Origin of the sequence: Variovorax paradoxus (genome assembly GCF_000834655.1) — a bacterium.
Classification (GTDB): Bacteria; Pseudomonadota; Gammaproteobacteria; order Burkholderiales; family Burkholderiaceae_C; genus Variovorax; species Variovorax paradoxus_F.
The window spans coordinates 1-26,136 of sequence record NZ_JXQQ01000035.1 but is presented as its reverse complement, the minus strand read 5'-3'; the positions used below and the strand labels follow the sequence as shown (position 1 = coordinate 26,136).

The 26,136-nt window shown below is 68.1% G+C and carries 27 protein-coding genes and 3 tRNA genes; 15 read left to right on the top strand and 15 right to left on the bottom strand.

The window, feature by feature from the left end:
• Window positions 1-31: 31 nt before the first annotated feature.
• Window positions 32-547 carry a type VI secretion system contractile sheath small subunit gene (gene tssB, locus RT97_RS16485; protein WP_042579876.1) on the bottom strand — a complete coding sequence of 172 codons (516 nt, stop codon included), beginning with the start codon at window positions 545-547 and terminating at the stop codon, window positions 32-34.
• 60 nt (window positions 548-607) lie between these two features.
• Entirely contained in the window at window positions 608-1,639 is a 1,032-nt protein-coding gene (gene tssA, locus RT97_RS16480) for a type VI secretion system protein TssA (protein ID WP_042579875.1), read from the bottom strand.
• Between the two features lie 71 nt (window positions 1,640-1,710).
• Between tssA and tssJ the strand changes: the two genes are divergently transcribed.
• Window positions 1,711-2,223 (top strand): type VI secretion system lipoprotein TssJ, encoded by a 513-nt coding sequence (gene tssJ / locus RT97_RS16475; RefSeq protein ID WP_042579874.1) that lies wholly within the window; start codon window positions 1,711-1,713, stop codon window positions 2,221-2,223.
• 17 nt (window positions 2,224-2,240) lie between these two features.
• On the opposite strand, the gene RT97_RS16470 is transcribed toward tssJ, so the two are convergent.
• The gene (locus RT97_RS16470) at window positions 2,241-3,380 is read right to left on the bottom strand and encodes a type VI secretion system protein (protein ID WP_042579873.1); all 1,140 of its coding nucleotides are present in this window, start codon (window positions 3,378-3,380) and stop codon (window positions 2,241-2,243) included.
• Window positions 3,377-4,702, bottom strand: a complete 1,326-nt coding sequence (locus tag RT97_RS16465; RefSeq protein WP_042579872.1) for a DotU family type IV/VI secretion system protein — start codon at window positions 4,700-4,702, stop codon at window positions 3,377-3,379. Before RT97_RS16465 ends, RT97_RS16470 begins: the two co-directional genes overlap by 4 nt.
• 244 nt (window positions 4,703-4,946) lie before the next feature.
• Between RT97_RS16465 and RT97_RS16460 the strand changes: the two genes are divergently transcribed.
• Entirely contained in the window at window positions 4,947-5,636 is a 690-nt protein-coding gene (locus RT97_RS16460) for a response regulator transcription factor (protein ID WP_042579871.1), read from the top strand.
• A 167-nt stretch (window positions 5,637-5,803) separates the two neighbouring features.
• Here the strand turns inward: RT97_RS16460 and RT97_RS16455 are convergent, their stop codons facing one another.
• The 8 genes from RT97_RS16455 to RT97_RS16420 all read right to left on the bottom strand — a co-directional run bounded on the left by RT97_RS16455 (window position 5,804) and on the right by RT97_RS16420 (window position 12,898).
• On the bottom strand, window positions 5,804-7,117 hold the full coding sequence (locus RT97_RS16455; protein ID WP_042579870.1) for an MSMEG_0569 family flavin-dependent oxidoreductase: 1,314 nt from the start codon (window positions 7,115-7,117) through the stop codon (window positions 5,804-5,806).
• Window positions 7,118-7,150: 33 nt separating this feature from the next.
• Window positions 7,151-7,435: an MSMEG_0570 family nitrogen starvation response protein gene (locus tag RT97_RS16450; protein WP_042579869.1), complete on the bottom strand. Its 285-nt coding sequence runs from the start codon at window positions 7,433-7,435 to the stop codon at window positions 7,151-7,153.
• Window positions 7,426-8,613, bottom strand: coding sequence for an MSMEG_0565 family glycosyltransferase (locus tag RT97_RS16445; RefSeq protein ID WP_042579868.1), 1,188 nt, complete (start codon window positions 8,611-8,613; stop codon window positions 7,426-7,428). Before RT97_RS16445 ends, RT97_RS16450 begins: the two co-directional genes overlap by 10 nt.
• Window positions 8,606-9,619, bottom strand: coding sequence for a sll0787 family AIR synthase-like protein (locus RT97_RS16440; RefSeq protein WP_042579867.1), 1,014 nt, complete (start codon window positions 9,617-9,619; stop codon window positions 8,606-8,608). The genes RT97_RS16445 and RT97_RS16440 overlap by 8 nt, the downstream gene beginning before the upstream one ends.
• Window positions 9,616-10,176, bottom strand: a complete 561-nt coding sequence (locus RT97_RS16435) for an MSMEG_0567/Sll0786 family nitrogen starvation N-acetyltransferase (protein ID WP_042579866.1) — start codon at window positions 10,174-10,176, stop codon at window positions 9,616-9,618. The genes RT97_RS16440 and RT97_RS16435 overlap by 4 nt, the downstream gene beginning before the upstream one ends.
• Before the next feature lie 2 nt (window positions 10,177-10,178).
• On the bottom strand, window positions 10,179-11,261 hold the full coding sequence (locus tag RT97_RS16430; RefSeq protein WP_042579894.1) for an MSMEG_0568 family radical SAM protein: 1,083 nt from the start codon (window positions 11,259-11,261) through the stop codon (window positions 10,179-10,181).
• Window positions 11,224-12,270, bottom strand: coding sequence for a Nit6803 family nitrilase (locus tag RT97_RS16425; RefSeq protein ID WP_042579865.1), 1,047 nt, complete (start codon window positions 12,268-12,270; stop codon window positions 11,224-11,226). Before RT97_RS16425 ends, RT97_RS16430 begins: the two co-directional genes overlap by 38 nt.
• 145 nt (window positions 12,271-12,415) lie before the next feature.
• Window positions 12,416-12,898: an MSMEG_0572/Sll0783 family nitrogen starvation response protein gene (locus tag RT97_RS16420; protein WP_042579864.1), complete on the bottom strand. Its 483-nt coding sequence runs from the start codon at window positions 12,896-12,898 to the stop codon at window positions 12,416-12,418.
• 344 nt (window positions 12,899-13,242) lie between these two features.
• Between RT97_RS16420 and RT97_RS16415 the strand changes: the two genes are divergently transcribed.
• A complete protein-coding gene (locus tag RT97_RS16415) occupies window positions 13,243-14,646 on the top strand; it encodes a PLP-dependent aminotransferase family protein (RefSeq protein WP_042579863.1) in 1,404 nt (467 codons plus the stop codon).
• On the opposite strand, the gene RT97_RS16410 is transcribed toward RT97_RS16415, so the two are convergent.
• Both RT97_RS16410 and RT97_RS16405 read right to left on the bottom strand, forming a co-directional pair.
• The gene (locus tag RT97_RS16410; protein ID WP_042579862.1) at window positions 14,582-15,856 is read right to left on the bottom strand and encodes an NUDIX hydrolase; all 1,275 of its coding nucleotides are present in this window, start codon (window positions 15,854-15,856) and stop codon (window positions 14,582-14,584) included. The genes RT97_RS16415 and RT97_RS16410 overlap by 65 nt on opposite strands.
• Before the next feature lie 58 nt (window positions 15,857-15,914).
• Window positions 15,915-16,892, bottom strand: coding sequence for a Bug family tripartite tricarboxylate transporter substrate binding protein (locus RT97_RS16405; protein WP_042579861.1), 978 nt, complete (start codon window positions 16,890-16,892; stop codon window positions 15,915-15,917).
• 157 nt (window positions 16,893-17,049) lie between these two features.
• Between RT97_RS16405 and gph the strand changes: the two genes are divergently transcribed.
• Entirely contained in the window at window positions 17,050-17,754 is a 705-nt protein-coding gene (gph, locus tag RT97_RS16400; RefSeq protein WP_042579860.1) for a phosphoglycolate phosphatase, read from the top strand.
• A 7-nt stretch (window positions 17,755-17,761) separates the two neighbouring features.
• On the opposite strand, the gene RT97_RS16395 is transcribed toward gph, so the two are convergent.
• The gene (locus RT97_RS16395) at window positions 17,762-18,361 is read right to left on the bottom strand and encodes a chalcone isomerase family protein (RefSeq protein WP_052810678.1); all 600 of its coding nucleotides are present in this window, start codon (window positions 18,359-18,361) and stop codon (window positions 17,762-17,764) included.
• Window positions 18,362-18,692: 331 nt separating this feature from the next.
• Here RT97_RS16395 and trpE point away from each other — a divergent pair, with 331 nt between their 5' ends.
• From trpE to RT97_RS16340, 11 genes are all read left to right on the top strand, one after another.
• On the top strand, window positions 18,693-20,195 hold the full coding sequence (trpE, locus tag RT97_RS16390; protein ID WP_042579859.1) for an anthranilate synthase component I: 1,503 nt from the start codon (window positions 18,693-18,695) through the stop codon (window positions 20,193-20,195).
• Window positions 20,196-20,256: 61 nt separating this feature from the next.
• On the top strand, window positions 20,257-20,649 hold the full coding sequence (locus RT97_RS16385) for a GxxExxY protein (protein WP_042579858.1): 393 nt from the start codon (window positions 20,257-20,259) through the stop codon (window positions 20,647-20,649).
• Window positions 20,646-21,230: an anthranilate synthase component II gene (locus RT97_RS16380; protein WP_042579857.1), complete on the top strand. Its 585-nt coding sequence runs from the start codon at window positions 20,646-20,648 to the stop codon at window positions 21,228-21,230. Before RT97_RS16385 ends, RT97_RS16380 begins: the two co-directional genes overlap by 4 nt.
• A 4-nt stretch (window positions 21,231-21,234) precedes the next feature.
• Window positions 21,235-22,293, top strand: a complete 1,059-nt coding sequence (gene ltaE, locus RT97_RS16375) for a low-specificity L-threonine aldolase (RefSeq protein ID WP_042579856.1) — start codon at window positions 21,235-21,237, stop codon at window positions 22,291-22,293.
• 16 nt (window positions 22,294-22,309) lie between these two features.
• A complete protein-coding gene (locus RT97_RS16370) occupies window positions 22,310-22,972 on the top strand; it encodes a LysE family translocator (protein ID WP_042579855.1) in 663 nt (220 codons plus the stop codon).
• Window positions 22,973-23,000: 28 nt separating this feature from the next.
• Entirely contained in the window at window positions 23,001-24,023 is a 1,023-nt protein-coding gene (trpD, locus tag RT97_RS16365; protein WP_042579854.1) for an anthranilate phosphoribosyltransferase, read from the top strand.
• A gap of 30 nt (window positions 24,024-24,053) precedes the next feature.
• Window positions 24,054-24,854 (top strand): indole-3-glycerol phosphate synthase TrpC, encoded by an 801-nt coding sequence (gene trpC, locus RT97_RS16360; RefSeq protein WP_042579853.1) that lies wholly within the window; start codon window positions 24,054-24,056, stop codon window positions 24,852-24,854.
• Window positions 24,851-25,558 (top strand): uracil-DNA glycosylase, encoded by a 708-nt coding sequence (locus tag RT97_RS16355; RefSeq protein WP_042579852.1) that lies wholly within the window; start codon window positions 24,851-24,853, stop codon window positions 25,556-25,558. Before trpC ends, RT97_RS16355 begins: the two co-directional genes overlap by 4 nt.
• Before the next feature lie 108 nt (window positions 25,559-25,666).
• A tRNA-Tyr gene (locus RT97_RS16350) sits at window positions 25,667-25,752 on the top strand.
• A gap of 65 nt (window positions 25,753-25,817) precedes the next feature.
• Window positions 25,818-25,891 (top strand) — tRNA-Gly (locus RT97_RS16345).
• A gap of 40 nt (window positions 25,892-25,931) precedes the next feature.
• Window positions 25,932-26,006 (top strand) — tRNA-Thr (locus RT97_RS16340).
• Window positions 26,007-26,136 lie beyond the last annotated feature (130 nt).

The window sequence follows — 26,136 nt, the reverse complement described above, 5'->3', positions numbered from 1 at the left end:
CCGGTGTGTCAGGCGTTGGGGCTGTGGATGTTCAGGCGGCCGGCTTGCTGCCGTCGTCGGGCTTGGCGGTGGAGGCCAGAGACTGCAGGAGGGCCGGGTCTTCCAGCACCTTGGCCAGCAGTTCCTCGGCGCCGTTCTTGCCGTCCATGTAGGTCACCAGGTTGGACAGCTGCGTGCGCGCTTCCAGCAGCTTGTTGAGCGCGCCGACCTTCTTGGCGACGGCGGCGGGCGAAAAGTCTTCCATGTTCTCGAAGGTGAGTTCCACCTTCAGTTCGCCCTCGCCAGTGAGCGAGTTCTCCACGGCGAACGCGGCGCGCGGCTTCATGGCCTTCATGCGCGAGTCGAAGTTGTCCACGTCGATCTCCAGGAACTTGCGGTCGGCCACGGGCGCGAGCGGATCGACCGGCTTGCCCGAGAGGTCGGCCAGCACGCCCATCACGAAGGGCAGCTGGATCTTCTTCTCGGCGCCGTAGAGTTCGACGTCGTATTCGATCTGCACGCGGGGCGCCCGGTTGCGGGCGATGAATTTCTGACTGCTCTTGGCCATGGCGAAGCTCCTTGCGGGGGTGAATGGGGCGGTTGGATCAACAGGAAAAAAGGGGCGCGGCTATTCGGACGAGCGCTTGCCCGTCACGGTCTCGATGGTGTCCAGCGCGCCGGGCGCGAGGTTGGCCATGATCTCGAGGAAGCTCACGCCGATGAGCTTCTTGGCGCGGTCGATCAGGAGCGGCGCCGGGTTGCCGGGCTCGGTCTGTTCGAGGAAACGGATCACGCGGTCCAGCATCTGCAGTGCGTCCTGGCGGCTCTGGATCTCGCCGCGCGCGGCGGCCGCGCGCGGTGCGCCGCCGGCCTGTGCGCTGTTGCCTTCCGCGCTCTCGGCCTCGGCGGCTTCCTCGGGCGCGCCGATGGCGGCGCTGCAGGCTTTCTGCAGCACGCGGCCGATGCCGCGCAGCGGGGCCAGGTCGATCACGTCGGAGCGGCCGGTGCGCTCGACCAGCAAGGCCTGCAGCTTCTCGACCAGGCCGAGCACGCCGATCGCGGCCTGTATCAGCTCGGGCCGCTCGGCATGCAGGGCCTCCAGGCCGCCCTGGATCTGCGCCGGCGAATAGGTGGCTTCGCCGCCCACCGCGTTCAATGCGTTGTTGGCCACCGCGATGTCGCGCACGCGGATCGCGCCCACGCCGGGCGCCACGCCCACCTGCGCGTCGTAGAGATCGCGCAGCACCATCGTCTCGTCGCCCAGCGGTGCCAGCGCGTTCAGGCGCATGGTCGGGTCGTTGTCGTCGTCGGCATCGAGCTTTGGATGTATGCCTTCCCAGAACCGGTCGAGCAGGCCGGTGAGCAGTTCCAGGCCGGCGACGAAGCCGGTGATGCCCTGCAGGCGCGTCGATGCGCGCAGCAGCAGCACCGCGGGACGCACGTCCTTGCTGCGGCGCAGGAGCGCATCGGACTGCTCGGCCACCTCGCGCCACTCCGGCTCCACCGCCGGGATGACGGTGTCGCCGAACTGTTGCTCGGGCTTGCCCTGCGCGGACGTGGTGAGCGCGGTGAAGTCCGCGTCGTACTCCAGATCGTCCCCGCACGGCGATGCCTCGCCTATCGGCGTGAGCAGTGCTTCTACAAGTTCGTGAGTCAGCATGTTGCCTGTTCGAGTTCGCTGGTGATAATCAAAGATGCGTCAGGACCGGTCAATGCAACGAAGGGAATAGCATGCGCACGCTGGGTACACACCATTCGTCCTATGAAGGCTTCTTCGCTGCGGCATCGCGGCGCCGTGCGATGGGCCTCGGGCTCGCTGTTGCGGGCCTCGCCCTCGCGGGTTGCGCGAGCAAGCCGGTGGTCACGCCGGTGAGCCTCACGCTCGTGGCCGGCGCCGATGCCAACCCCGACGCGCGCGGCCGTGCATCGCCCCTCACCGTGCGCGTGTATGCGCTCAAGTCGCCCGGACCCTTCGAGGGCGCCGACTTCTTCTCGCTGTTCGAGAAAGACCAGGCCACGCTCGGCGCCGAGCTCGTGCAGCGCGAAGAAATGCTGCTGCGTCCCGGCGAAAGCAAGAAGCTCGACCTCACGCTGCCGGCCGATGCCAAGGCCATCGCCGTGATGGCCGCATTCCGCGACCTCGACCGCGCGCGCTGGCGCGAAGTGCGTCCGGTCACGCCGGGGCAGGCGCAGGTGCTCACAGTCAATTTCGGCGCGCGGCAGATCCGCATCGAAGGCAAGTAGGGCCGGCGCACCGCGCTTCATGGTGCGCCCGTCGCGGTGTTCGGCGACGGACGTCCCGGCCGCACCAGGGGCTGGTCGGCCGGCAGGAAGCGCTCGAAGAGATCGGTCACGAAGGCCCCGCCGCTCGCATCCGATGCGGCGGCCGTGAAGTAGAGACCGCGCCAGCGCGGCGCACGCGAGCCCTTGCCGTGGCCCTCGAACAGCACCTCGGCCACCTCGCGCAATGCGGGCTGCAACTCCAGCACCGCTTCCACGAATCCATGGATCGCGAGGCGCGCCGCGGCGCCGGGCTGTTCGCGCAGCAGCGCCATGCGCAGGCCCTGCAACTGCGTGGCGATCGGATCGAACAGTGCGTCGAGCCGCTCGCCGGCCGGTGCGCCGGGCGCGGCGAACGGGTCCGGCACGCGATGGCCCAGCGCCTGCGCCAGCACCTCGGGCGGCAGTGCGCCGCGCAGCGTGGCATAGCCCGTCAGGTGCTCCAGGCCGGTGATGACGAGGTACACGGGCAGCTGCAGCCGCAGGGTGTCGCCGGCTTCGTCGAGCAGCCGGCGCATGCGCGCGGCAAGGGGCCGCAGCTCTTCGGCATCCGCCTGCAGCAACTCGCTCGCGGAGACGCACATCACCACGCCGTTGAGCGGCAGCCGGTCGCGCCGCTCGGCCAGCGCAAGCAACGCCTGCAGCCACAGGGCGCGCGTGCGCGGCGCGTGGGACGCGTCGCCGACCGCGACGGGGTGGATCTCGATGGCCGCCAGCGCGCCGGTCAGCCACCAGCGCCAGCAGTTCGCGTCGATGGCGTCGGTCTGCGTGCGGGGTTGGGCGAGGCGCTCGCCCTGCGCGGTGGACAGGAGCCCGGGCAGGTCGGCCGCCGCGTCGCCGAGGAACAGGAACCATGGCACAGGCGCTGCACGCCCGTGCGACGACCGCAAGGGCCGCGGCGCCTGCCGCAGCGCCTGGCGCGCCTGCGCCATCGATTCGCGCAGCGCACCGACGGCGGCGTCGTCCACCGGCGCATCGAGCGTCTCGATGCGCCGGAGCAATCCGCGCCGCCGGGCGCTGCGGCCCGCGTCGTGCACCATCGCGTACAGCAGCACGAAGCCCAGGAGGCACAGCGCGAGCAGCGCCCAGAAGAAGTGGGTGGGCGAGAGCAACGCGGTCATCGCGACACCGTTTCGAGGAACACGAAATCGGCGATCAGCCGGTCGCTGTTCTTGCTGGCCGCGAGCGCCTCGCGCAGCCGCAGCAGGTAGGCCGAGGCGAGCTCGAACGGCGGGCGGTCCGAGGTCTCGGTGAAGGGCGTCGGCGCCGAGAGCACGGTGATCAGCACGCTGCCGAAGGGGGGGCTCACGAGCCAGCTCGACGGAATGTCGCGGCCCACCTCCAGCGTGGCGCCGGCCTGCAGCGGCGTGGGCGCCTGCCCGGCGTTCAGGTGCATGACCGAGCCGTCGGCGGTGTAGTAGTCGACCCAGATGTAGCTGTCGTGCCGGGGCGCCACGACCTGCACGCGCACGTTGTCGCCTTCGCGCAGCTGGCGGTTGCGGGCCGTGGGGGCGTAGATGTCCAGCCCGTAGTGCTTCTCCTGGTTGCGCGCCTGGTAGGGCTTGAGGATGGCGAACACCTCGCAGTGCGGCCACACGCGCAGGCCCACGTCGAAGCGCGGCGCGATCACGCCCGGCATGGTGCTCACTTCGCGCGCCACGCGCGGCACGTCCTCGGGCAGCGAGACGAAGCCGCTCACCTGCGTGTGGCCGTCCTTGCCGACGGAAGTCGAGAGGTCGGCGCAGGCATAGGTCTGCAGGTGCTGGTCGATGCGCTGGGCCAGCGCGGTCTGGGTGGTCGCCGGCCCGGAGGTCATGAACCACAAGAGGTAGAGCAGGGGCAAGAGCAGGGCCAGCGCCGCGCTCGCGCGCAGCAGTGCCCGGTCGCGCCGCTGCGTGTCGTTGGGTCCGCGCGGGTCGGCAACGCCGTAGGGCTGGGGCGTGATGTGGTCCTGCACGAGGCTGCCCAGCGCGAGCGGCCGCAGGCGAAGCTGGCGGCCGTGCAGCTCCTTGAGCTTGCCCAGCTCGCCCTGGTCGCCGTCCTCGAAGTAGTACTGGCCCTTGAAGCCGTGCGCCAGCGCGTGCCAGTAGACCTCGCGCACCTCGTCGTCCTGCGCGCCCAGCGCCGACAGGTGGTGGAAGAACTCGCTGTGCGCGTTGTTGGAGTTGAACAGCTGCACCTGCAGCGGCGCGGCGCCGGCGTCTGCGCCGGGGTGGCGCGCCAGGATCTCGTCGATCCAGGCCACCATCGCGAACACCGCCGATTCGACCTGCACAGCGGGCGTGCCCGACGCCTCGGCCCGGGCGCGCGCCGCGTCGAGCAGCCGGCGCGCCTGTTGCTGCGCCGCATCATGCGCAATGGCCGGCCGGCCGGCCGCGAGGGAGGCGTCCAGCGCGAGGCCGAACGAGAGGAAGGACGAGAAGCAGTCGAGCAGCCGGGCCATGGAGGTGCCCGCTCAATCGTGCATTGCGAAGGATGCCTTGCACCGGCGTCTGCAGCGATGGCCCATGCCCATGTCCCCGGTTCCTTCGAGTGGAAGTTCATTCTTCCAAAGGGGTCCCGGCGGGCGCCATATCGCTTGGGGTCTATGCCGTTGGTGGGGCCGGGCGGCCTTGCTGTGCGGGGCAATCGCCGTTATCTTCAGCAATCGCTGCCTTCAGCGCAGCTGCGACTACGGAAACCAAGCCATGAAAATCCTGATCGCCGACGACCACCGGCTCGTCATCGAGGCGGTCAAAGCCAAGTTGTCGGAGCTCGAGCCCGGCATCGAATTCGTCCTGGCGATGAGCGTCGACGAATTGCTTGCAGGGGCGAACGACGACCTCGACCTGGCCCTGATCGACCTCAACATGCCCGGCGCGGACGGCCAGGCGCACATCGACGAAATCCGGCGCCGGCATCCGGCCGTGCCGGTGATCGTGCTGTCGGGCTACGAAGACCCGGCCATCATGCGCAGCGCCCTGGAGCGCGGCGTTCTTGGGTTCATTCCAAAAGCTTACTCACCCGATGTCATGCTCTCGGCCGTGCGCCTGGTGCTGGCGGGCGGGGTGTACGTGCCGCCGATGATGCTGACGGCGCTGCCGCCAGGCATCGTGGCCGGCGTGGCTCCGCAGGCGGGAGGTACCGAGGCGCTCACCCGCGGTGGCGGCACCGGCCAGACGCTGGAGCACCTGCGCAGCGTGCTGACCGAGCGGCAGGTCGAGGTGCTGCAGTTGCTCTCGCAGGGCAAGCCCAACAAGCTGATCGGGCGCAGCCTGGGGATCAGCGAGGGCACGGTCAAGATCCACCTGGCCGCCATCTTCCGGGCGCTGAATGTGCGCAACCGGACCGAGGCTGTTGTGGCTGCGCAGGCGCTGACCGAGGCGCAGCAGGCCTGAAGAGATTTGTCGGTGGGCGGGTGCACAGGGCACCGGGTACTCCCCTCCGCGAATGTCCCCCGGCCTGCGGCCCCCTCCTTGATTTCGCTGCGGGGAGCACCCGATGCCTTGCGCACTCGGGCACGCACTGGGTGCACCGCCGTCAACGGCTGCCCTGAGCGAGGCGTCTAGGCTGCCCGCAGTGCGGGCGCCGATGGTGCCTCCGGCTCGCTTGCGCGCAGCCCCGCCTTTCTCTCTTCGATCGCTTCGGCCAGAAACTCCGCATCGCGCGCCACGCCCGAGAAGCGGCCCGATCCCCAGGTGTGCAGCCAGGGCAGGCCGAGGAAGTACAGGCCCGGTTCGTTCGTCACCCCGCGCCGGTGCACAGGCGCGCCGCGGCCGTTGAAGACCGGTGCGTCCACCCAGGCGAAGTCGGGCGAGAAGCCGATGCACCAGACCACGCTCGTGATGCCCGCCGCCGCGAGGTCGAGCCGGGTGCGTTCCTCGGCCGGCTCCCACACGGGCGTGTAGACCGAGGGCGGCGGCGCCTCGATGCCCTGGGATGCGATGAACCTGTCGATCGATGCATTGATGCGGTTGTAGGTGTCGTCGGCGCTGTCCAGGTTCTCGCGCAGGTTGGGCTGCAGCTCGAAGCTGCCGCCGTCAAAGCCGCTCAGGAGGCCGTAGAGCTCCATGCCTTCGCGCGCGAAACGGCGCAGGTCGATGTCGCGTCCGCCATCGCGGCCGGTCACGTAGTGGTTGGTGTTGTCGCGCACGCCTTCGCGCAGCGGGTGCTCGGTGACGGGCATGTCGTAGTACTTCATGTCGGCGAGCCAGTCGACCACCTCGCGGCCGCGGTAGAAGCGAGCGCAGCGCGGCGCGTTGCCGGTGGCCAGGTGGACCTTGCGGCCCGCCAGGTGCAGGTCTTCGGCGATCTGCGCGCCCGACTGGCCGCAGCCCACCACCAGCACCGCGCCCTCGGGCAGTTGCGCCGGGTTGCGGTACTGCGCCGAGTGGTACTGCGCGACGGTGGCCGGCAGCTTCTCGGCCAGGCGCGGCACGATCGGCCGGTGGTAGCCGCCCGAGGCCACCACCACCTGGTCGGCGGTGTAGAGGCCGGCGTCGGTCTGCACGATGAAGCGATCGCGCTCGCCGGTGCCGGGGACGCGCGACACGCGCTCCACGGTGACGCCCTCGATGGCCGGCGCCTTCACGTGCGCGACGAAGCCGGCGAGCCAGTCGTTGATCTGGTCCTTGACCATGAAGCCGTGCGGATCGGCGCCGAGGTAGCTCCAGCCCGGCAGCTGGCATTGCCAGTTGGGCGTGACCAGGCAGAACGAATCCCAGCGCTGGGTGCGCCAGCTGTGCACGAGGCTGCGTTTCTCGATCACCAGGTGGTCGATGCCGCGCTGCTGCAGGCAATGGCTCAGCGACAGGCCGGCCTGGCCGCCGCCGACGATGACGACGCTGTAGTGGCTGCGTCCGCCGTAGGGATAGGACATGGGGGTCTTCTTTCTCTCTGGATGTAGGGGGCGTCAGTCGAAGGCGACGACGGTGACTTGCGCATCGGCGGTGCCGGTGAACCGGGTGGCGATGCGCTCGATCTCGGCGAGCTGGTCCATGGCCTGCGAGCAGGCGAAGCCGTACCTCGCGCGCACGCGTTCGGAGGCGATGCCCAGCGCGTCGCGGGTCCGCTGAAGAAAGTCGTCGAGCGCGTAGCGTTCGCCGGGCGCGAGGAAGTCTTGCACCACGAGCGAGGGCGAGTAGCAGCGCGTTTCGCTGGCGTCGGGCCAGCGCACATGGAAGTGCATCACGGGCATGGGTGTTTCTCTTTCAGGTGCGCGCGGTAGAGGGCGACGTGGCGCGCGGCGCTCGCGGCCCAACTGAAGCGCTGCGAAAGGCGTGCCGACGAGGCGGCGATGCGCTGCGCATCGCGCGTTGCAATTGCGTGATCCAGCGCGCCGGCAATGGATGCCGGGTCTTGCGGATCGGCCCAGCTCACGTCCGTCTCGGCCAGATGCTCGGTGAACGGCGCGATGCGCGAGGCGACCACCGGCACGCCGCTGGCAAGCCCTTCGAGCACCACGAGGCCGAAGCCTTCACGCAGCGAGGGCATCGCGACCACGTCGGCCAGGCGGTAGAGCGCGGCGATGTCGGCATCGGGCAGCGGGCCGGTCACGCGCAGCGGCTGCCACGGGCCCTCGTCGAAGCCGAGCGCCTGCATTTGCGCACGAAAGGCTTCGGTGTAGGCGGCATGGTCGAGCAGGCTCGCGCCACCCGCGATCACGAGTTGCGCGCGCGGATGCCTGGCGCGCAGCAGTGCAAAGCCGGCCAGGAGGCGCGCGGTGTTCTTGCGCTCCTCGACGCCGCCGATGGCCAGCACCACGGGTGCGCCGGTGGCGATGCCCAGGCGCTGCCCGACTGCCGCATCGCCCGCCTGCGCAACCGGAGAGAAGCGTTGCGTATCGACACCGTTGTCGATCTCGTGCGCTTCGATGCCGTAGTCGCTTCGCAGGTGATCGCACCACAGCCGGCTCGCGCTCAACACGAGGCTCGCGCGCTCGAAGGCGTTCTGCTGCCAGCGCGTGAGTTGCGGATCGTCGAACGTATCGAGGTGGTGCACGGTGCGCACGAAGCCGCCGATGCGCCCTTCGTCCTGCAACTGTGCGAGCGCATTGCCGCCGATGGAGTCCTGCGTGTGCAGCACGTCGAAGGTCTCGCGTTGCAGCAGGGCATGCAGATGGCCGACGAAGGCGCCGATGCGCGAACGCACCATGCCGACGGTGTCGCGCGGCTTGTCGTTCACGAGCGCCAGCTCGACTCTGCAAGGCGGCGTGCGGAACATCGCCTGTCCCGCTGCGGCGGGCGCCATCACCGTCACTGCGTGGCCCGCCGCGTGCAGCGCGGTGGCGAGTTCGAGCGTGTGCACCACGCCGCCGCGCGGGTTGACCGAATGCGTGAGCAGGCCGATGCGCAAGGGCCGATCGAACTCAGACATACGCGGCCTCCGCGCGCTCTGCCAAGGTGTGCGGCTGGATGAACGCGTCGCTGCCGAAGTCCCACAGCAGGGCCTCGTCGCCGCCCGCCCGCAGCCGGACCTGCCGCGTCGCGTCGACTTCACCCACCACCGCGCAGGCGATGTCGCGCGCGGCGAAGCGGCCGAGCACCGGCGCGACCTGCGAAGGCGACACGCTGAGCACGAAGCCGTAGCTCGGAAAGGACGTGAGCCAGCGCGGCAGCGGCACGCCGTCGGGCCGGGGCAGCGCATCGAGATCGATGCGGGCGCCGACGCCCGAGCACTCCAGCAGCATCATCGCCGTGCCCACCGCGCCCGCCATGCTGATGTCCTTGGCCGCGCAGCACAGGCCTTCTTCGGCGAGCGCGGGCAGCACGTCGAGGTCGGCGCGCAGCCGCGCGGCCGGCGCAGTGGTCGATGCGTTCCAGTACGGAAAGGGCTCCTCGTAGGCACCGCGCAGGTCGGCCGCCATCACCAGCAGGTCGCCCGGCTTCGCGTCGAAGCTGGTGAGCAGCTTGCGCGCGTGGCCGAGGATCGCGACCGCCAGCTGCGGCCGCTCGCTGCGGTTGTTGCTGTGCCCGCCGACGATGGGCACGCCATAGCGCACGGCCGCTTCGGCAAGCCCGCGCAGCACGTCGTCGGCCGGGTTCATGCCGGTGCTCCAGAGCGCATCGACGACGGCCGTCGGACGCCCGCCCATGGCGTAGATGTCGCTCACGTTGACCATCACGCCGCAGTAGCCCGCGAACCACGGCATGCGCACGATGAAGTCTTCGACCAGCCCCTCGATGGCGAACAAGAGGTAGCCGCCGTGGCCATCGGGAATGGCGGCGCAGTCGTCGCCGATGGGCACCGCCTGCGCGAGCGCGGCGTGGCCGCCGGGCAGCGACCGGCCGAGTGCGGAAACCACATCGCTGATGTCGCGCTTGTGGGCGAAGCCGCGCGTGGCGCGCAGGGCTTCGGCGATCTCGTGCACGCCGCCGGTCATGCCATCACCTTCGCGCGGGTGACGAAGCCGCTCACCGGGTCGTGGCAGGGCGGGTACCAGTCGAGGTCGGCCCGCATGCGCGCATGCGGACGGCCATGCAAGGTGATCTCTTGGAGCAGTTGCCAGCCGATCTTGCGAAAGAGCGGCACGTTCTGCATCTGCACCTGCGCGAAGAAGGCCTTGCAGCCCAGTGCGTTGGCGCGCGAGACGGCCAGGCGGATCAGCGTCACGCCCAGATGCCCCTGGCTGCGGAAGGCCGGGTGCACCGCGAGGCGCGAACCCCACCATTCGCCCTGCGCTTCACCGCGATGGATGCGCACCGTGCCCACCACCTGCTCGGGCATGCCGCCGTTGCACGACATGGCCACCAGCAGCTGCGAGCGGTCGTCGGTCGCATCGCGGTCGTCGCGCGCGAAGATGCCCTGCTCGATGCAGAACACCGCGCGGCGCAGCGCCATCGCCTCGTCGCGCTCCCACTGCTGCGCGGCCTCGCGCACGAGGTATTCGACGGGCGCGTAGTGCAGGTCGAGTTCGCTCAGGTCGTCGATGCACAGCATGCTCAGCCTTCGCTTTCTTTTTCGTAGATGGAAAGCGACGAGCACGCGCCGCACTTGCCGCAGCCGGCCTTGATGTCCGCCGAGCGCAGGCCCGCGGCCACCACGCGTTCGCCCAGCGGCGCGAGCAGCGACTTCATGAACTCGGGCGTGGGCGCGGGGTGGTCTTCGAGCGGCGTGCCGCTGATCGGCACGAACGGCACGACGAAGGGGTACACGCCGCGCAGGAGCAGCTGGTCGCAGGTCTCCAGGATCGCTTCGCGCGTGTCGCCCAGGCCCGCCAGGATGTAAGTGCTGACCTGGCCGCGCCCGAACACACCGACCGCCGCCTCGAACGCGCTCATGTAGCGCGAGACCGGCACGCTCGCTTTGCCCGGCATGAGGCGCTCGCGCACCTCGGGCGTGACCACTTCGAGGTGCATGCCGAGGGTGTCGATGCCCGCGGCTTTCATGCGGTGGAACCACTGGTCATCGTCGGGCGGCTCGCACTGGCCCTGGATCGGGATGTCGACCGCGGCCTTGATCGCGAAGGCGCTCTCGCAGAGGATGGCTGCGCCGCGGTCGGTGGCGTTGGGCGTGCCGGTGGTCATCACCATGTGCTTGACGCCGTCGAGCAGCACCGCCGCGCGCGCGACTTCGGCCAATTGCTCGGGCGTCTTGCGCGCGACGGTGCGGCCGGCCGCGAGCGACTGGCCGATCGCGCAGAACTTGCAGGTCTTCCTGCGGCTCTCGTAGCGGATGCAGGTCTGCAGCACGGTGGTGGCGAGTACGTCGCTGCCGTGCAGCGTGGCGATGTGCGAGTAAGGCACGCCGTCGAAGGTCTGCATCGCATAGAAGCGCGGCTGCTTCGGAAAGCTGATGCTGGCGATGGGGATGGCGCCGCGCATCACGCGGCTCATGCCCTGCGCGTCGGGCGCCTCGGCAGTGAAGGGCGAGTGCCATGCGGTGGAGGTGTGGACCGGCACCATGATCGTGTGGCCGTCCACCGTGACGGCCTTGTGGTCCGACGGACCGGCGCCGCCGCGGCGGCTCGAAACTCCGGCCGATGGGTCAACCAGCCGCAACCCGAAGGACTGGAGCTCGGTCATCAGCTGCCGGCTGTCTTGCTGCGTCATCGTGGTGGTCATGGTCGGGGCTCCGTTGATCGAGAGGTTGCGTGAGGTGCATCGGCACGGTGGTCTGCGCCGGGCGGTCGTTGATGGCGAGCGACAGCAGCTCGGGCCGCGCGTAGTGGCCGACCGAATCCATCATTCGCTTGCGCTTGGCGATGAGCGCCATGTCCAGGTCGGCAACGACCATGCCTTCGCCCTCGGTGAGGGGCGGCGCGAGGTGCTTGCCCTCTGGCGAGACGATGGCCGTGTGGCAGCCGCCGCGAAGCGCCTTCTGCAGGTTGGCGTCGGGCGTGACCGCGCGGATCTGCTCGTCGGTGAGCCAGCCGGTGGCGTTGACCACGAAGCAGCCCGATTCGAGCGCGTGGTGGCGGATGGTCACTTCCATCTGCTCCGCGAAGATCGGCCCGACCAGCGAGCCGGGGAACTGCGCGCAGTGGACTTCTTCGTGCTGCGCCATCAGCGCATAGCGCGCGAGCGGGTTGTAGTGCTCCCAGCAGGCGAGCGCGCCGACGCGCCCGATGGCGGTGTCCACCACCTTCAGGCCCGCGCCGTCGCCCATGCCCCAGACCATGCGCTCGTGATAAGTGGGCGTGATCTTGCGGCGCTTGAGCGCGAGCGTGCCGTCGGCGTCGAACACCAGCTGCGTGTTGTAGAGGCTGCCGTGGTCGCGCTCGTTCACGCCGAGCACCACCACCATGTTGCGGGCGCGCGCCCGCTCGGCCACCGCCTGCGTGACCGGGCCCGGCACGACCACCGCGCGCTCCACCAGCTGCAGGTGCGGCGCGCCCTGCAGCACCGGCGGCAGCACGAAGCTGAAGTAGGGGTAGTAGGGCACGAAGGTCTCGGGAAAGACCGCCAGCTGCGCGCCCCGGGCCGCGGCCTCGTCGATGGCGCTGCACACCCGGTCGAGCGTGCCGTCGGGGCGCTCGAAGTCGGGCGCGATCTGGATCGCCGCGGCTCGCACGATGCGGGGTGAAGCGCTCATGGCCGTCCCCCGTCCGCAGCGGCAATCGAAGCGAAGCCAATCCGGGGAACACCGCAGAACCGGCTTTGCCAGGCTGCCGGTGTTGCCCCCGGCGAGGGGGTTGGCGAAGCGACACGAAGTGCGCGAAGACTGGGGGTGGACATGTCTACAGGGTCCAGGTGTCGAGGATCACTGCGCCGGCCTTCTTGTGCAGCAGCATGAGGTCGAGCACGTCGAGCGGGTTGATCGGCGTGATGCCCTCGATCAGCGCGCCTTCGCCATGGCCGTACAGCGCCTGCAGCGCGAAGCGGCAGGCATACACCTTGCCGCCTTCTTCCATGAACTTGCTGATCTGCTTGTTGAAGTTCTGGTGGCCCGGAAAGGCTTCGTCGCCCAGCGTGGGAAAGCCGCGCTGCACGCCCAGCGTCACGCCGGGGCCGTAGAGCAGCACCGAGGTGTCGTAGCCCTTGCGCTTCAGGCGCGTGGCCTGCAGCAGGTTCACGAAGCCGATGGAGCCTTCGAAGGCCACGGTATGGAAGGTGACGAGCGCCTTCTCGCCAGGGTCGGCCTTGACGTCTTCGAACACCTTCTCTTCGTAATCGACGAGGAACTCGCCTTTCTCGTTGCGGGGGCGGGTGACTTTGGGCATGGGGGACTCCGGTTGGGTGGTTGGACACGCAGGTCTTGCGTGCCTTTTCCTTTGCAGGCGATGTGCCAGCGTGCGGGCGGGCCGGTGCGATCAACGCGCGATCAATGCGCAGCGATGCGGCCCGCGTGCGCATAAAAAAATTCGGGTGCCCGCGAAGGCGGGGTTGCCGGCGATCCGGCAACCGGTTTTTGCACCGCGACGACGCATCCGGCATGCGATCAATGCACCCGATCAAGGGGGTTGATCGCACCTGATCGAAGCATCCGGCTCCTCTGGGGCGGGCGCGATTCATGCATGTTGATCGGTGGCCCGATGCAATCAATGGATGCAATCAACTCCGCACGATGACCACCATCACCGCCCACTGGCGCAAGCAACTGCGCAACAGCGACCGGCCCGCCTACCTGCTGCTGGCCGAGCTCATCGCCGACGACATCAAGACCGGGCGCCTGGGCGTGCGCGACCGCCTGCCCACGCTGCGAGAGCTCGCGGCAGACCTGGACCTGAACTACACGACGGTGGCGCGCGGTTACGCCGAGGCGCGCAAGCGCGGGCTCATCGACTCGCGCGCGGGAACCGGCACCTTCATCCGCTCCGGGAGCCCGAGCCTGCGCCTGCGCGGCGGCAGCGGCGCCGAGATGACGATGAACATGCCGCCCGAGCCCGACGACGAACACCTGATGGCGCGGCTGCACGAGAGCGCGAGCCGCGCCTTCGCCGAGATCGATTTCCACGACCTGCTGCGCTACCAGGATTTCGGCGGCACCGCGCACGACCGCGAGGTGGCGATGCAGTGGCTGCGCCCCTTCGTGCCGCATGCAAGCGTGGACCGCATCCTCGTGTGCCCCGGCATCCACGGCGTGCTCACCGCGCTGTTCTCGCAGCTCGCGCGGCCCGGCGAGCTGATCTGCGTGGAGTCGCTCACCTACCCGGGCGTCAAGGCCATTGCCGCCCAGCTGGGCGTGCAGTTGCACGCGCTGCAGCTGGACGACGACGGCCCGATCGCCGATGCCTTCGAGCACGCCTGCAAGACGCTCAAGCCCAAGGCGCTCTATTGCAACCCGACGCTGCTGAACCCGACCGCCGGCACGGTGTCGCGCGCGCGGCGCGAGGCGCTCGCCGACGTGGCGCTGCGCTATGCCATTCCGATCATCGAGGACGACGCCTACGGCATGCTGCCGCGCCAGACGCCCAGCGCCATCGCCACCTTCGCGCCGGCGCTCACCTATTACGTGAGCGGGTTCTCGAAATGCTTCGGCGCGGGGCTGCGCAGCGCGTATGTGTGCTCACCGACGGTGGTGCAGTCGCAGCGCCTCGCGGGCGCGATGCGCGCCACCACCGTGATGGCCTCGCCGATCACCAATGCGCTCACGACGCTGTGGGTGGAAGACGGCACCACCGAGGCGATGCTGCAGGCTGTGCGCGCCGAATCGGTGGCGCGGCAGCTGCTCGCGACGCGCCACCTGGGCGACAGCGGGCTGCAGGCGCACCCGGAAGGTTTCCATGCCTGGCTGCCGCTCACGCCGGGATGGAGTCCGGTGGAGTTCGCCTCGTACCTGCGCACGCAGAACGTGGGCGTGGTGGCGAGCGCTGCGTTCTCCACCGACGGCGATCCGCCGGATGCGGTGCGCATCTGCCTGGGCGGGCCGATGTCGCGGGAGCAGTGCGACCAGGCGCTCAGGCTCATCGCCGATACGCTGGCACATCCGCTGCATCCGCATGCGACGCTGCGCGCGGGCGGTGGATGAAGCCGCGTGAGGGGGCGATCCACTCGATGGCGTCGTTGGTGCCGGTGGTCGCCACGTCGGGGCCCGTGAAAAGCATGCGCTCTTCGACCAGCAGGAGGCTCGGCGCGCCCTCGCCGCTCTTCAGCATCCGGAGCGTGGCGCCGCCGAGGTCGAGCATGTCGCCGGGCCAGTCGGATTGCGCCGGGACGGTCCAGCGCACGGGGCCGGGCGCGGCAGCGCGAAGGGCGTCGTCCAGGGGCGCGGGGCCGATAGATGCCCAGCCTTCCGATCCGCCCACGAGGTAGCTGTTGTCGCTGGCGCTTCCCACCACGCGAACCACGCGGCCGGACAGCCGCGTGACGAGGCCCGGCTCCAGCGCGTAGCGCGCATCGCCACGGCCCTCGGGATCGAGGTGCCCGATCTCGTCGTACGCGGGCTCCTCGATGTTCACCGCGCGACGGCCCTCGGGGCCGTCGGCGAGCCTCGGCATGTTCAGCGGGATCTCGCGCAGCTGCCGCGCATGCGCCATGAATTCGTCGGCGCGGTTGAACGCGTCGAGCTGCTGCAGCACGCGCCGCGTCACGTTCATCAGCTTCAAGCCGCGCGCCGGGTCCAGCGCGTCGGCCGGGCGCAGCCACATGTGCTCGACGGTTTCGCGGCCGTCGGGGCGCACCTCCTGGCCCGCGGGCATCAGCGCAACGAAGAAGCGGGTGTCGAAGCGGCGCGGCATGCCGGGCGGCGTGAGCCAGTGGCCGAAGTAGACGACGCGGTCGCCCGCCAGGCGCCAACCGTGCCGGCTGCACATGGCGAGCAGCGCATCGGTGCCCTGCTCGGCGGCATCGCGCATCGTGGCGAGTTCGCCCAGGGGCAGGTCGATCAATTGGACCGGGCGGTTCCGCGCATCGTTTGCGAAGAGCAGGCCCGCCTCCTCGAAGCATTCGCGGATCGCGGCCGCGTAGAAGTCGAGCCCGCCCTCGGGCACCGCCAGGCGCACGCTCGCCGCGGCATCGTCCAGCCCCGTGCACAGCGGATGCAGGTGGCGGTCGTGCGCATCGAGCACGCCCCCCGGGAAGACGCTGGCGCCGCTGTTCTGGTCATTGGCCTTCTCGGCCCGGCGCAGCATCAGGGCTTCGAGGCCTTCGCTGCCGTCGCGCAGCACCACCAGCGTGGCGGCGGTGCGGATCGGTCGGGAGGTGGGAACGGGAGCAGGGGCGGGCGTCGAGGCGGTCATGCGGCGCTATTGTGAATGTGTGAATGTGCGGAGCCGCCGCGCACGGGACCGCCGCGCTCTATTCCAGCGAGATGTTGTTGTCCTTGACCACCTTGGACCAGCGCCTGGATTCGGCTTCGATGACCTGCGAAAAATCTGCCGGCGAGCCGCCTACCGAAACCAGGCCGAACTCGCCCAAGTACTGCCGGTACTCGTTCGACTCCGCGATGCGGCGCGACACCGCGGCGAGCTGGTCGACCACGGATTGCGGCGTTCCCTTGAGCGCAAAGACGCCGTGCCACGAGTCGCCTTCGAAACCGGGAAAGCTCTCCGCCACGGTCGGCACCTGGGCCAGCGAGTCGAGCCTGCGGGCGCTGGAAACGGCCAGGGGCCGGACCTTGCCGGCCTTGATGTAGGGCAGCACGTCCGCGATGGGCGAGAACGCGACGTCCACCCGGCCGCCGATCAGGTCGGTCAGGCCGCCGTCGCGATAGGGAATGTGGTTGAGCGTCAGCCCCGCGCTGTTGGCGAAGTAGGCCATCGACATGTGGGGCACGGTGCCCATGCCGTACGACGCATAGCTCACCTGGCCGGGCGTGGACTTGGCCGCCTTGATGAGGTCGGCCAGCGTCTTGTAGGGCGACTGCGTCGGCACCGAAACCACCAGCGGGATCGACAGCATGCGCGTGACCGGCACCAGGTCCTGCGGCTGGTAGGGCAGCTTCTTGTAGGCGAAGGGGTTGATCGTGACCGTGCCGCTGGCGGTGTAGAGCAGCGTGTAGCCATCCGCGGGCGAGGCGACCGCCGCCTGCGTGCCGACGATGGTGGACGCGCCGGCCCGGTTTTCCACGATCACCGGCTGCTGCAGCTGCTTGCTCACCCGGTCGCCCCAGTAGCGCGCCATCACGTCGGGCGCGGTGCCGGCGGGGAAGGGCACCACGAGCCGGATGGGCTTGGCGGGGTATCGGTCCTGCGCGTGCGCAGACGTGACGGCGACCAGGCCGAGCAAGGCCGCCATCGTGGCCGATTGCAGTCGAGTGAAGAGGGTTCGGTGCATGCGTGTCTCCGTTGTAGTTCGATGCGAACGATTGCATCGCCTATCCGGGACGGCGCCAAGCTTGGGCGCGGGAAACACTTTTCCAGTGTGCGGGCGTGGCGTATGAAAATCGACGTGGACGGCATCGTCCATTCGCAACTCTCTCCATTGGCTTGTCTTGAACTCTTCCACCCACTTCAACCACACCCGCTTCGACGCCGCCATCGTCGACCTCGACGGCACCATGGTCGACACGCTCGGCGATTTCGGCGAGGCGCTGAACCGGATGCTGCGCGATCTCGATCTGCCACCCGTTGCGCCTGCTGCCATCGAACTGATGGTGGGCAAGGGCTCCGAGCACCTGATCCATTCGGCGCTGGTGCATGTGATGAAGCCTGCCGGCACTGCCGATGAAGCGGGCATCCAGGCCAGGGCCCATGCGCTGTTCGACAGCGCCTGGGATCGCTACCAGCACCACTACCTCGCCATCAACGGCCAGTATTCGGCGCTGTACCCGGGCGTCCTCGAGGGGCTGGAGGCGCTGCGCGCGCGCGGGTTGCGGCTGGCATGCCTCACCAACAAGCCGACCTCGTTCGCCAGGCCGTTGCTGGCCTCGAAGGGACTGGATGGGTTTTTCGAACTGGTGTTCGGCGGCGATGCCTTCGAGCGCAAGAAGCCCGATCCGCTGCCGCTCTTGAAAACCTGCGAGGCGCTCGGCACCGTGCCGGCGCGCACGCTGATGGTGGGCGACTCGAGCAACGACGCCCGCGCTGCCCGCGCCGCCGGCTGCCCGGTCGTGCTGGTGACCTACGGCTACAACCACGGCGAGCCGGTGCGCGGCGTGGATGCGGACGGGTTCGTGGATTCGCTGGCCGAGCTCTAGCCGCTGGCTAGGACTTGCCGAGCAGCGCGTCTTTCAGCTTCCAGTCGGCCGGGCTCGGGCCGAGCCAGATGCGCAGGAGCGCGTTGAAGAAGGCTGGCTCCTTCACCGGATCGGGCTGCGGCACCCCGCGAACGGTGATCACCGTGCCGGTACCCGGGAGCCAGTCGATGGTGAAGGTGTCGCCGGTCTTGAGCTGCTTCTGGTCCGCGAACATCTGGCCCATGCGAAGCAGGCCGGGGATCAGGTTGACCATTTCGCTCTTGGGCGAGTTCTCTTCCACGCCCTTGGTGAAGAGCTTGCCCAGTTCGTTGGCGTCGATGTCGCGCAGCATCGTGATGGCCACGCGCTTGGGGCCCGGGGCTGCCAGCGCCTCTTCGGGGGTGGAGACCTTCTTGCCGACGTACAGGCCCGCCGTGTAGACCTTGAAGATCGCCTTGAAGCGAACGCCTGCGCCGTTGAGCTGCAAAGGCGTGCCGCGCAGGTCCAGGTGGTCTTCGAGCTTGACGCCCGCAACATCGACCTGCGCGGCGGAGGCGCCGAGCGTCGTCGTCAGGCAGGCCAGCAGGGCGAGACGCGAGAGCGCGGTCGGGATGGAAAGTGCGGGCAAGGGGGCCTCCTTGGATTTGCGAACGGTCGTGCGAATGTATCTTTTTGTTTTACGTTTCGACCTTCGGGGGAACCCTGAAACCCATCCTGTCGTGCAGTAGTGCGTTTTTCGTGGGCTAAACTCGCGCTTCCATGTTCGTTCATCACATCATTCAAACAGGTGAAGGCAGCCGGGGAGCCTGGCCCTGGCGTAGCCATACTTCGCTGACTGTTTGATTGCACGGCGCACGCCGTGCGCCCGCGACGCCGGATCGATTCCTCGACTCCGGGCCACCAGTGAATGACCTTGCCACCGACCGAAGGAGCGTCGGCCGGCAATTGGAGAACGATCCGTGATCACCGAACTTGAATTCAAGAGCCTCAGCGCCCAGGGCTACAACCGCATTCCGCTGATGGCCGAGGCCTTTGCCGACCTCGAGACGCCCCTTTCCCTCTATCTCAAGCTCGCCCATTCGCAGGGCGGCGGCAAGTACAGCTTCCTGCTCGAATCGGTCGTGGGCGGCGAGCGCTTCGGGCGCTACAGCTTCATCGGCCTGCCCGCACGCACATTGCTGCGCGCCAGCGGCTTCGGGGCCGAGGCGGTGACCGAGGTGGTGACCGACGGGCAGGTCGTCGAGACCGCCGCCGGCAATCCGCTGGACTTCATCGCCGACTACCAGAAGCGCTTCAAGGTGGCGCTGCGGCCGGGGCTTCCGCGTTTCTGCGGCGGCCTCGCCGGCTACTTCGGCTACGACACGGTGCGCCACATCGAGCGCAAGCTCGAAAAAAGCTGCCCGCCCGACACGCTGGGCTGCCCCGACATCCTGCTGCTGCAGTGCGAGGAGCTCGCCGTCATCGACAACCTCTCGGGCAAGCTGTATCTCATCGTCTATGCCGATCCGAAGCAGCCCGAGGCCTATGCCACCGGCAAGCGCCGCCTGCGCGAGCTGAAGGAAAAGCTCAAGTACTCGGTGAGCGCACCCATCGTGAAGCCCACGCAGGCGCATCCGCCGCAGCGCAGCTTTGCCAAGGCCGACTACATCGCGGCCGTGGAGCGCGCCAAGGACATGATCGCCGCCGGCGACTTCATGCAGGTGCAGGTGGGCCAGCGCATCAGCAAGCGCTACACCGAGTCGCCGCTCTCGCTGTACCGCGCACTGCGGTCGCTCAACCCTTCGCCCTACATGTATTACTACGACCTGGGCGATTTCCATGTGGTCGGCGCGTCGCCCGAGATCCTGGTGCGCCAGGAAAACACGGGCGAGGGCGAGCAGAAGATCACCATCCGCCCGCTGGCCGGCACGCGCCCGCGCGGCGCCTCGCTCGAGTTGGACAAGGCGGCCGAGGAAGAACTCATCAACGACCCGAAGGAGCGCGCCGAGCACGTGATGCTGATCGACCTCGCGCGCAACGACATCGGCCGCATCGCCAAGACCGGCACCGTGAAGGTGACCGAAGCTTTCGCGGTGGAGCGCTACAGCCACGTGATGCACATCGTGAGCAACGTCGAAGGCACGCTGAAAGACGGCATGACCGCCATCGACGTGCTCAAGGCCACCTTTCCGGCCGGCACGCTGACCGGCGCGCCGAAGGTGCATGCGATGGAGCTCATCGACCAACTGGAGCCCACCAAGCGCGGCCTCTACGGCGGCGCCTGCGGCTACATCAGCTATGCCGGCGACATGGACGTGGCCATTGCGATTCGCACCGGCATCGTGAAAGACCAGATGCTGCACGTGCAGGCCGCGGCCGGCGTTGTCGCCGACTCGGTGCCCGAGCTGGAATGGAAAGAAACAGAGGCCAAGGCGCGCGCACTTCTGCGCGCGGCCGAACTGGTCGAGGAAGGCCTGGAATGAGCGCAGCGCCGGGCCGCCCCAAGCAAGCTCGCACCGCAGTGCGAAGCACGAAGGTAATACGATGAACTCTGCACCCGATATTCAGAACGACTTCTCGCACGAGATCATCGGCGCCGCCGTCGAGGTGCAGCGCGTGCTCGGCACGGGGCTCGACGAGGGCGCCTACGCCGCCGCGCTGGCCATCGAACTGGCCGAGCGCGAGATCGGCTTCACGCGCGATGTGGCACTGTCCGCCACCTACAAGGGCCGCTCGCTCGGCGAGGTGTATCGCGCGGGCTTCGTGATCGAGCAATCGGTCATCGTGGAGCTCAAGGCGGTCGACGTGCTGACCGACCTGCACCGTGCGCAGGTGCTCGCCGCGCTGCGCCTCTCGGGCCTGAAGCTGGGCCTCCTGATCAACTTCAACGTCTTTCCCGTGGTGAAGGGCGTGCACCGGATTGTGAGCAAGCCATGAAACTGCTGATGATCGACAACTACGACAGCTTCACCTACAACATCGTCCAGTACTTCGGCGAGCTGGGTGCTGATGTGCAGGTGCACCGCAACGACGAGATCACCGTCGCGCAGATCGGCGAGCTGATCGTCTCCGGCGTGACGCGGATCGTGGTGTCGCCGGGGCCGTGTTCTCCTGCCGAAGCGGGCGTGTCGGTGGCGGCCATCGAGGCGTTCGCGGGCAAGCTGCCGATTCTTGGCGTGTGCCTCGGCCACCAGGCCATCGGCGCTGCGTTCGGCGGCAAGATCGTTCGCGCGCAGCAGCTCATGCACGGCAAGACCAGCGAGATCACGACGACGCAAGAAGGCGTGTTCGCGGGGCTGCCCGAGAAGTTCATCGTCAACCGCTACCACTCGCTCTCGATCGAGCGCGAAAGCTGTCCTAAGGAGCTCGCTGTCACCGCCTGGACCGACGATGGCGAGATCATGGGCGTGCGGCACACCGGATACGCGCATGACGTGCGCATCGAAGGCGTGCAGTTCCATCCCGAATCGATCCTCACAGAACATGGCCACGCCATGCTCAAGAACTTCCTGGACTGACCCCATGACCGAACGCACTCTCATCGTCGATCTGCGCAGCGACACCGTCACCCAACCCACGCCCGCGATGCGCGAGGCCATGATGGCTGCGCCGCTCGGCGACGACGTCTTCGGCACCGATCCGAGCGTCAATGCGCTGCAGGAAAAGATCGCTGCGCTGCTGGGCTTCGAGGCGGCGCTGTTCGTGCCGACCGGCACGCAGAGCAACCTCTGCGCGATCCTGTCGCATTGCGGGCGCGGCGACGAATACATCGTCGGCCAGCAGGCGCACTGCTACCGCTGGGAAGGCGGCGGCGCGGCGGTGTTCGGCAGCGTGCAGCCCCAGCCGCTCGATCACGCGCCCGATGGCACGTTGCCGCTTGCGCAGATCGAGGCGTCGATCAAGCCCGACGACGCGCACTTCGCGCGCACGAAACTGCTGGCGCTGGAGAACACGCTGGGCGGCAAGCTGCTGCCGTTCGAGTACGTGCAGGCTGCGACGGACCTGGCCAGGAGCAAGGGCCTGCAGCGGCACCTCGACGGCGCGCGCCTCTTCAATGCCGCGACCGCGCAGGCCGCGCTGAACAAGCGCAGCGACATCCGCGCCGAAGCCCGCCGCATCGCGCAGTGCTTCGACAGCGTGTCGGTCTGCTTCAGCAAGGGCCTGGGCGCCCCGATCGGCTCGGCGCTGGTCGGTTCGCGCGAGTTCATTGCGCGGGCACACCGCATCCGCAAGATGGCGGGCGGTGGCATGCGCCAGGCTGGCCTGCTCGCGGCGGCTGCGTCGCATGCGCTCGATCACCACGTCGATCGCCTTGCCGACGACCACGCGCTGGCTCAGCGCCTCGCGCAGGGGCTCGAAGGCATCGAGGGCCTGAAGGTCGAGACGCCGGACACGAACATCGTGTTCGTCGACCTCACGGGCGCGGCGCAGGCGCGTTCTTCGGAGCTGATCGCGAACCTCAACAGCCAGGGCATCCTCGCGACGGGCCTCTACCGCCTGCGCTTCGTGACGCACCTGAACGTCGATGTTGCGGGCGTGGATCGCGCCGTTGCCGCGATACGCGCGTTCTTCAAGTCCTGAATCTGGCGAGGACGCGATGCCTGATCTTCCCCATCTGCTCGCTTTCATCGTCGCCGGCTGGCTGCTGAACCTCACGCCGGGGCCCGACGTGCTCTACGTCGTGACGAATTCGCTGCGCTCGGGCGTGCGCGCAGGAATCGTGGCGGGGCTCGGCATCACCGCCGGCTGCTTCGTCCACATCTTCGCGGCGGCAGTCGGCGTCGGTACGCTGATGGCGACGTCCGCCGCGGCCTTCACGGTGCTCAAGTACATCGGCGCGGCCTACCTGCTGTACCTCGGTGTGCGCATGCTGCTGTCGCGTGCGGCGCCGCCCACCGATCTCGACAAGGCCGCCGCCGCGGTGAGCGGGGAACGCAGCCTCAAGGCGATCTTCCTCGGTGGCTTCTGGACGAACGTGCTCAACCCCAAGGTGGCGCTGTTCTTCCTGGCCTTCGTGCCGCAATTCATCGCGCCCGGCGCCGACGACAAGGCGCTGTACTTCGTGCTACTGGGCGTGCTGTTCAACCTCAACGCCATTCCCGTCAACGTGGGCTGGGCCGTGGCCGCCGGATGGATGGCGCGCCGCGGCGCCGTTCAGAAGGGCATGCACTGGCTCGACCGCGCGGCAGGCGTTCTCTTCATCGGCTTCGGCTTCAAGCTCGCGTTCACCGACGCACCGGCCGTTCGTGCCGGCCATTGACCACAGACAAACACCCAGGAGACTTCCCATGATCACTCCCCAGGAAGCGCTGCAGCGCACCATCGAGCACCGCGAGGTCTTCCACGACGAGATGCTGCACATCGTGCGGCTCATCATGAGCGGCGAATGCTCGCCCGTGATGATGGCCGCGCTGATCACGGGCCTCCGCGTGAAGAAGGAAACCATCGGCGAAATCACCGCCGCCGCGCAGGTGATGCGCGAGGTCTCGACCAAGGTGCCTGTGACGGACACCACGAACCTCGTGGACATCGTGGGCACCGGCGGCGACGGCTCGCACACCTTCAACATCTCGACCTGCTCGATGTTCGTCGCGGCTGCGGGCGGTGCGAAGGTCAGCAAGCATGGCGGGCGCAGCGTGTCGAGCAAGTCGGGCAGCGCCGACGTGCTGGAGTCGCTGGGCGTCAACATCAACCTGAAGCCTGAGCAGATCGCGCGTTCCATCGAGGAATGCGGCATCGGCTTCATGTTCGCGCCCAACCACCATCCGGCGATGAAGAACGTCGCGCCGGTGCGCAAGGAACTGGGCATCAAGACCATCTTCAACATCCTCGGGCCGCTCACCAACCCCGCGGGCGCGCCGAACATCCTGATGGGCGTGTTCCATGCCGACCTCGTGGGCATCCAGGTGCGCGCGCTGCAGCGGCTGGGCACCGAGCACGCCTTGGTGGTCTACGGGCGCGACGGCATGGACGAAATCTCGCTGGGCGCCGCCACGATGGTGGGCGAGCTCAAGAACGGCGAGATCCGCGAGTACGAACTGCATCCCGAAGACTTCGGCTTTGCGATGTCGAGCAACCGCGCGCTGCGTGTGGAAACGCCCGAGCAATCGAAGGCGATGCTGCTGGGGGTGCTCGACAATCAGGCCGGCCCGGCGCTGGACATCGTGCTGCTGAACGCCGGCGCGGCGCTGTACGCGGCCAATGTCGTCGACTCGGTGGCCGCGGGCGTCGAACGCTCGCGCGAAGCCATCGCCTCGGGCGCGGCGAAGGCCAAGCTCGCCGAACTGGTCAAGGCCTCGGCGACCGTCTGAGCATCAGAGAAAAAGAAAGCATCACAAGCCATGTCCGACATCCTCGACAAGATCGTTGCCGTCAAGCGCCAGGAGGTGGCGGCGGCGCTGAAGCGCGCGCCGCTCGAAGCCGTTCGCTTCGACGCCGAAAGCCGCGTGCTCACGCGCGATTTCGAAGCCGCCTTGCGCGCCAAGATTGCAGCCGGCCAGGCTGCCGTCATCGCCGAAGTCAAGAAGGCCAGCCCGAGCAAGGGCGTGCTGCGCGAAGACTTCATTCCCGCCGATATCGCGCAGAGCTATGCCGAAGGCGACGGCACGGTCAGCGCGGCGTGCCTCTCGGTGCTGACGGACAAGCAGTTCTTCCAGGGCGGCGTGGACTACCTCAAGCAGGCCCGCGCCTCGTGCGACCTGCCCGTGCTGCGCAAGGATTTCATCGTCGATGCGTACCAGGTGTACGAGTCGCGCGCGATGGGCGCCGATGCAATTCTGCTGATCGCCGCGTGCCTGGACGATGCGCAGATGAAGGACTACGAAGCCATTGCGCGCGGGCTCGGCATGGCGGTGCTGGTGGAGGTGCACGATGCCGCCGAACTCGATCGCGCGCTGAAGCTCAATACGCCGCTTATCGGCGTCAACAACCGCAACCTGCGCAACTTCGAGGTGTCGATCCAGGCCACGATCGACCTGTTGCCAAAGCTTCCTGCCGATCGGCTGCCGGTGACCGAATCGGGCATCACCACGCGCGAAGACGTTGCCACGCTCCGCGCGGCGGGCGTCAACGCTTTCCTGGTCGGCGAGGCGTTCATGCGCGCCAAGGAACCCGGCGAGGCCCTCGCTGCGTTGTTCCAATGAGCGCAGAGGATCAGCTGTCGAGCAGCGATCCTGCCGACTGGTCGGTGGCGCCGGGCTGGCAACCACTGGTCGATGAATTCTTCGCAGGCGTCGTGGGGACGAAGCTACAGGGTTTTCTGCGAGAGCGCCTCGATGCGGGCGCTGTGATCTTTCCGCCCCAGCCGTTGCGCGCGCTGGAGCTGACACCGCCCGAGGACGTGCGTGTGGTCATCCTCGGGCAGGACCCGTACCACGGGCGCGGCCAGGCCGAGGGGCTTGCCTTCTCGGTGGCACCCGGCGTGGCGCTGCCGCCGTCGCTGCGCAACATCTTCAAGGAACTGCAGCGCGATCTCGGCATGCCGCCGCCGCAGTTTCCCGATCCGGGCGGCAGTCTGGTGAAGTGGGCAACCCATGGCGTGCTGTTGCTCAACACCTGTCTGACCGTCGAGGAAGCGCAGCCGGCGAGCCATTCGGGGCGTGGCTGGGAAGTACTGACCGATGCCGTCATCCGGCATGTATCAGACGGTGCAAAACCTGTTGTTTTTATGCTCTGGGGATCGCATGCGCAGAGTAAGCGTGCGTTGATCGACGTTAAGCGCCACAAGGTGCTGATGTCGAATCATCCGTCGCCGCTTTCCGCGCTGCGACCGCCAGTGCCGTTCATCGGATGCGGACATTTCCGCGAAGCACGCGCCTGGCGGGAGGCGAATCAGGAAGGCGGCTGAATTCGCGGATAATCGCCGCGGTCAACGCCTCGTGCAGTTCTTCCCGCTTCTTCTTGGTGCTGGGGGTTCTGTGTAGTCACAAAACCGTGCTATATTTCGAGGTTCGCCGGAGAGGTGGCCGAGTGGTTAATGGCAGCAGACTGTAAATCTGCCCTCTTACGAGTACGCTGGTTCGAATCCAGCCCTCTCCACCAGCGATGAATTTGGTTTCTAAGAGCGATTGGATCTAGCGCTTTGGGTGCCTTGAAGTGCCCCCGATGCGGGAGTAGTTCAATGGTAGAACCCCAGCCTTCCAAGCTGATGACGCGGGTTCGATTCCCGTCTCCCGCTCCAGAGACCCGGTTCGACGCCGGAAGCGATTGGTTAGACAAAAGCCCTTTTGGCTCAGTGGTAGAGCACTCCCTTGGTAAGGGAGAGGTCGCGGGTCCGATTCCCGCAAAGGGCACCAGTTTCTGGGGGTTGCAACGGCAGGTTTGCAATCCATCTGCATACGTTGAAATCGTTTTTTTCGGAGTCGAAAAATGGCAAAAGGTAAATTCACCCGCACCAAGCCGCACGTGAACGTGGGCACGATCGGT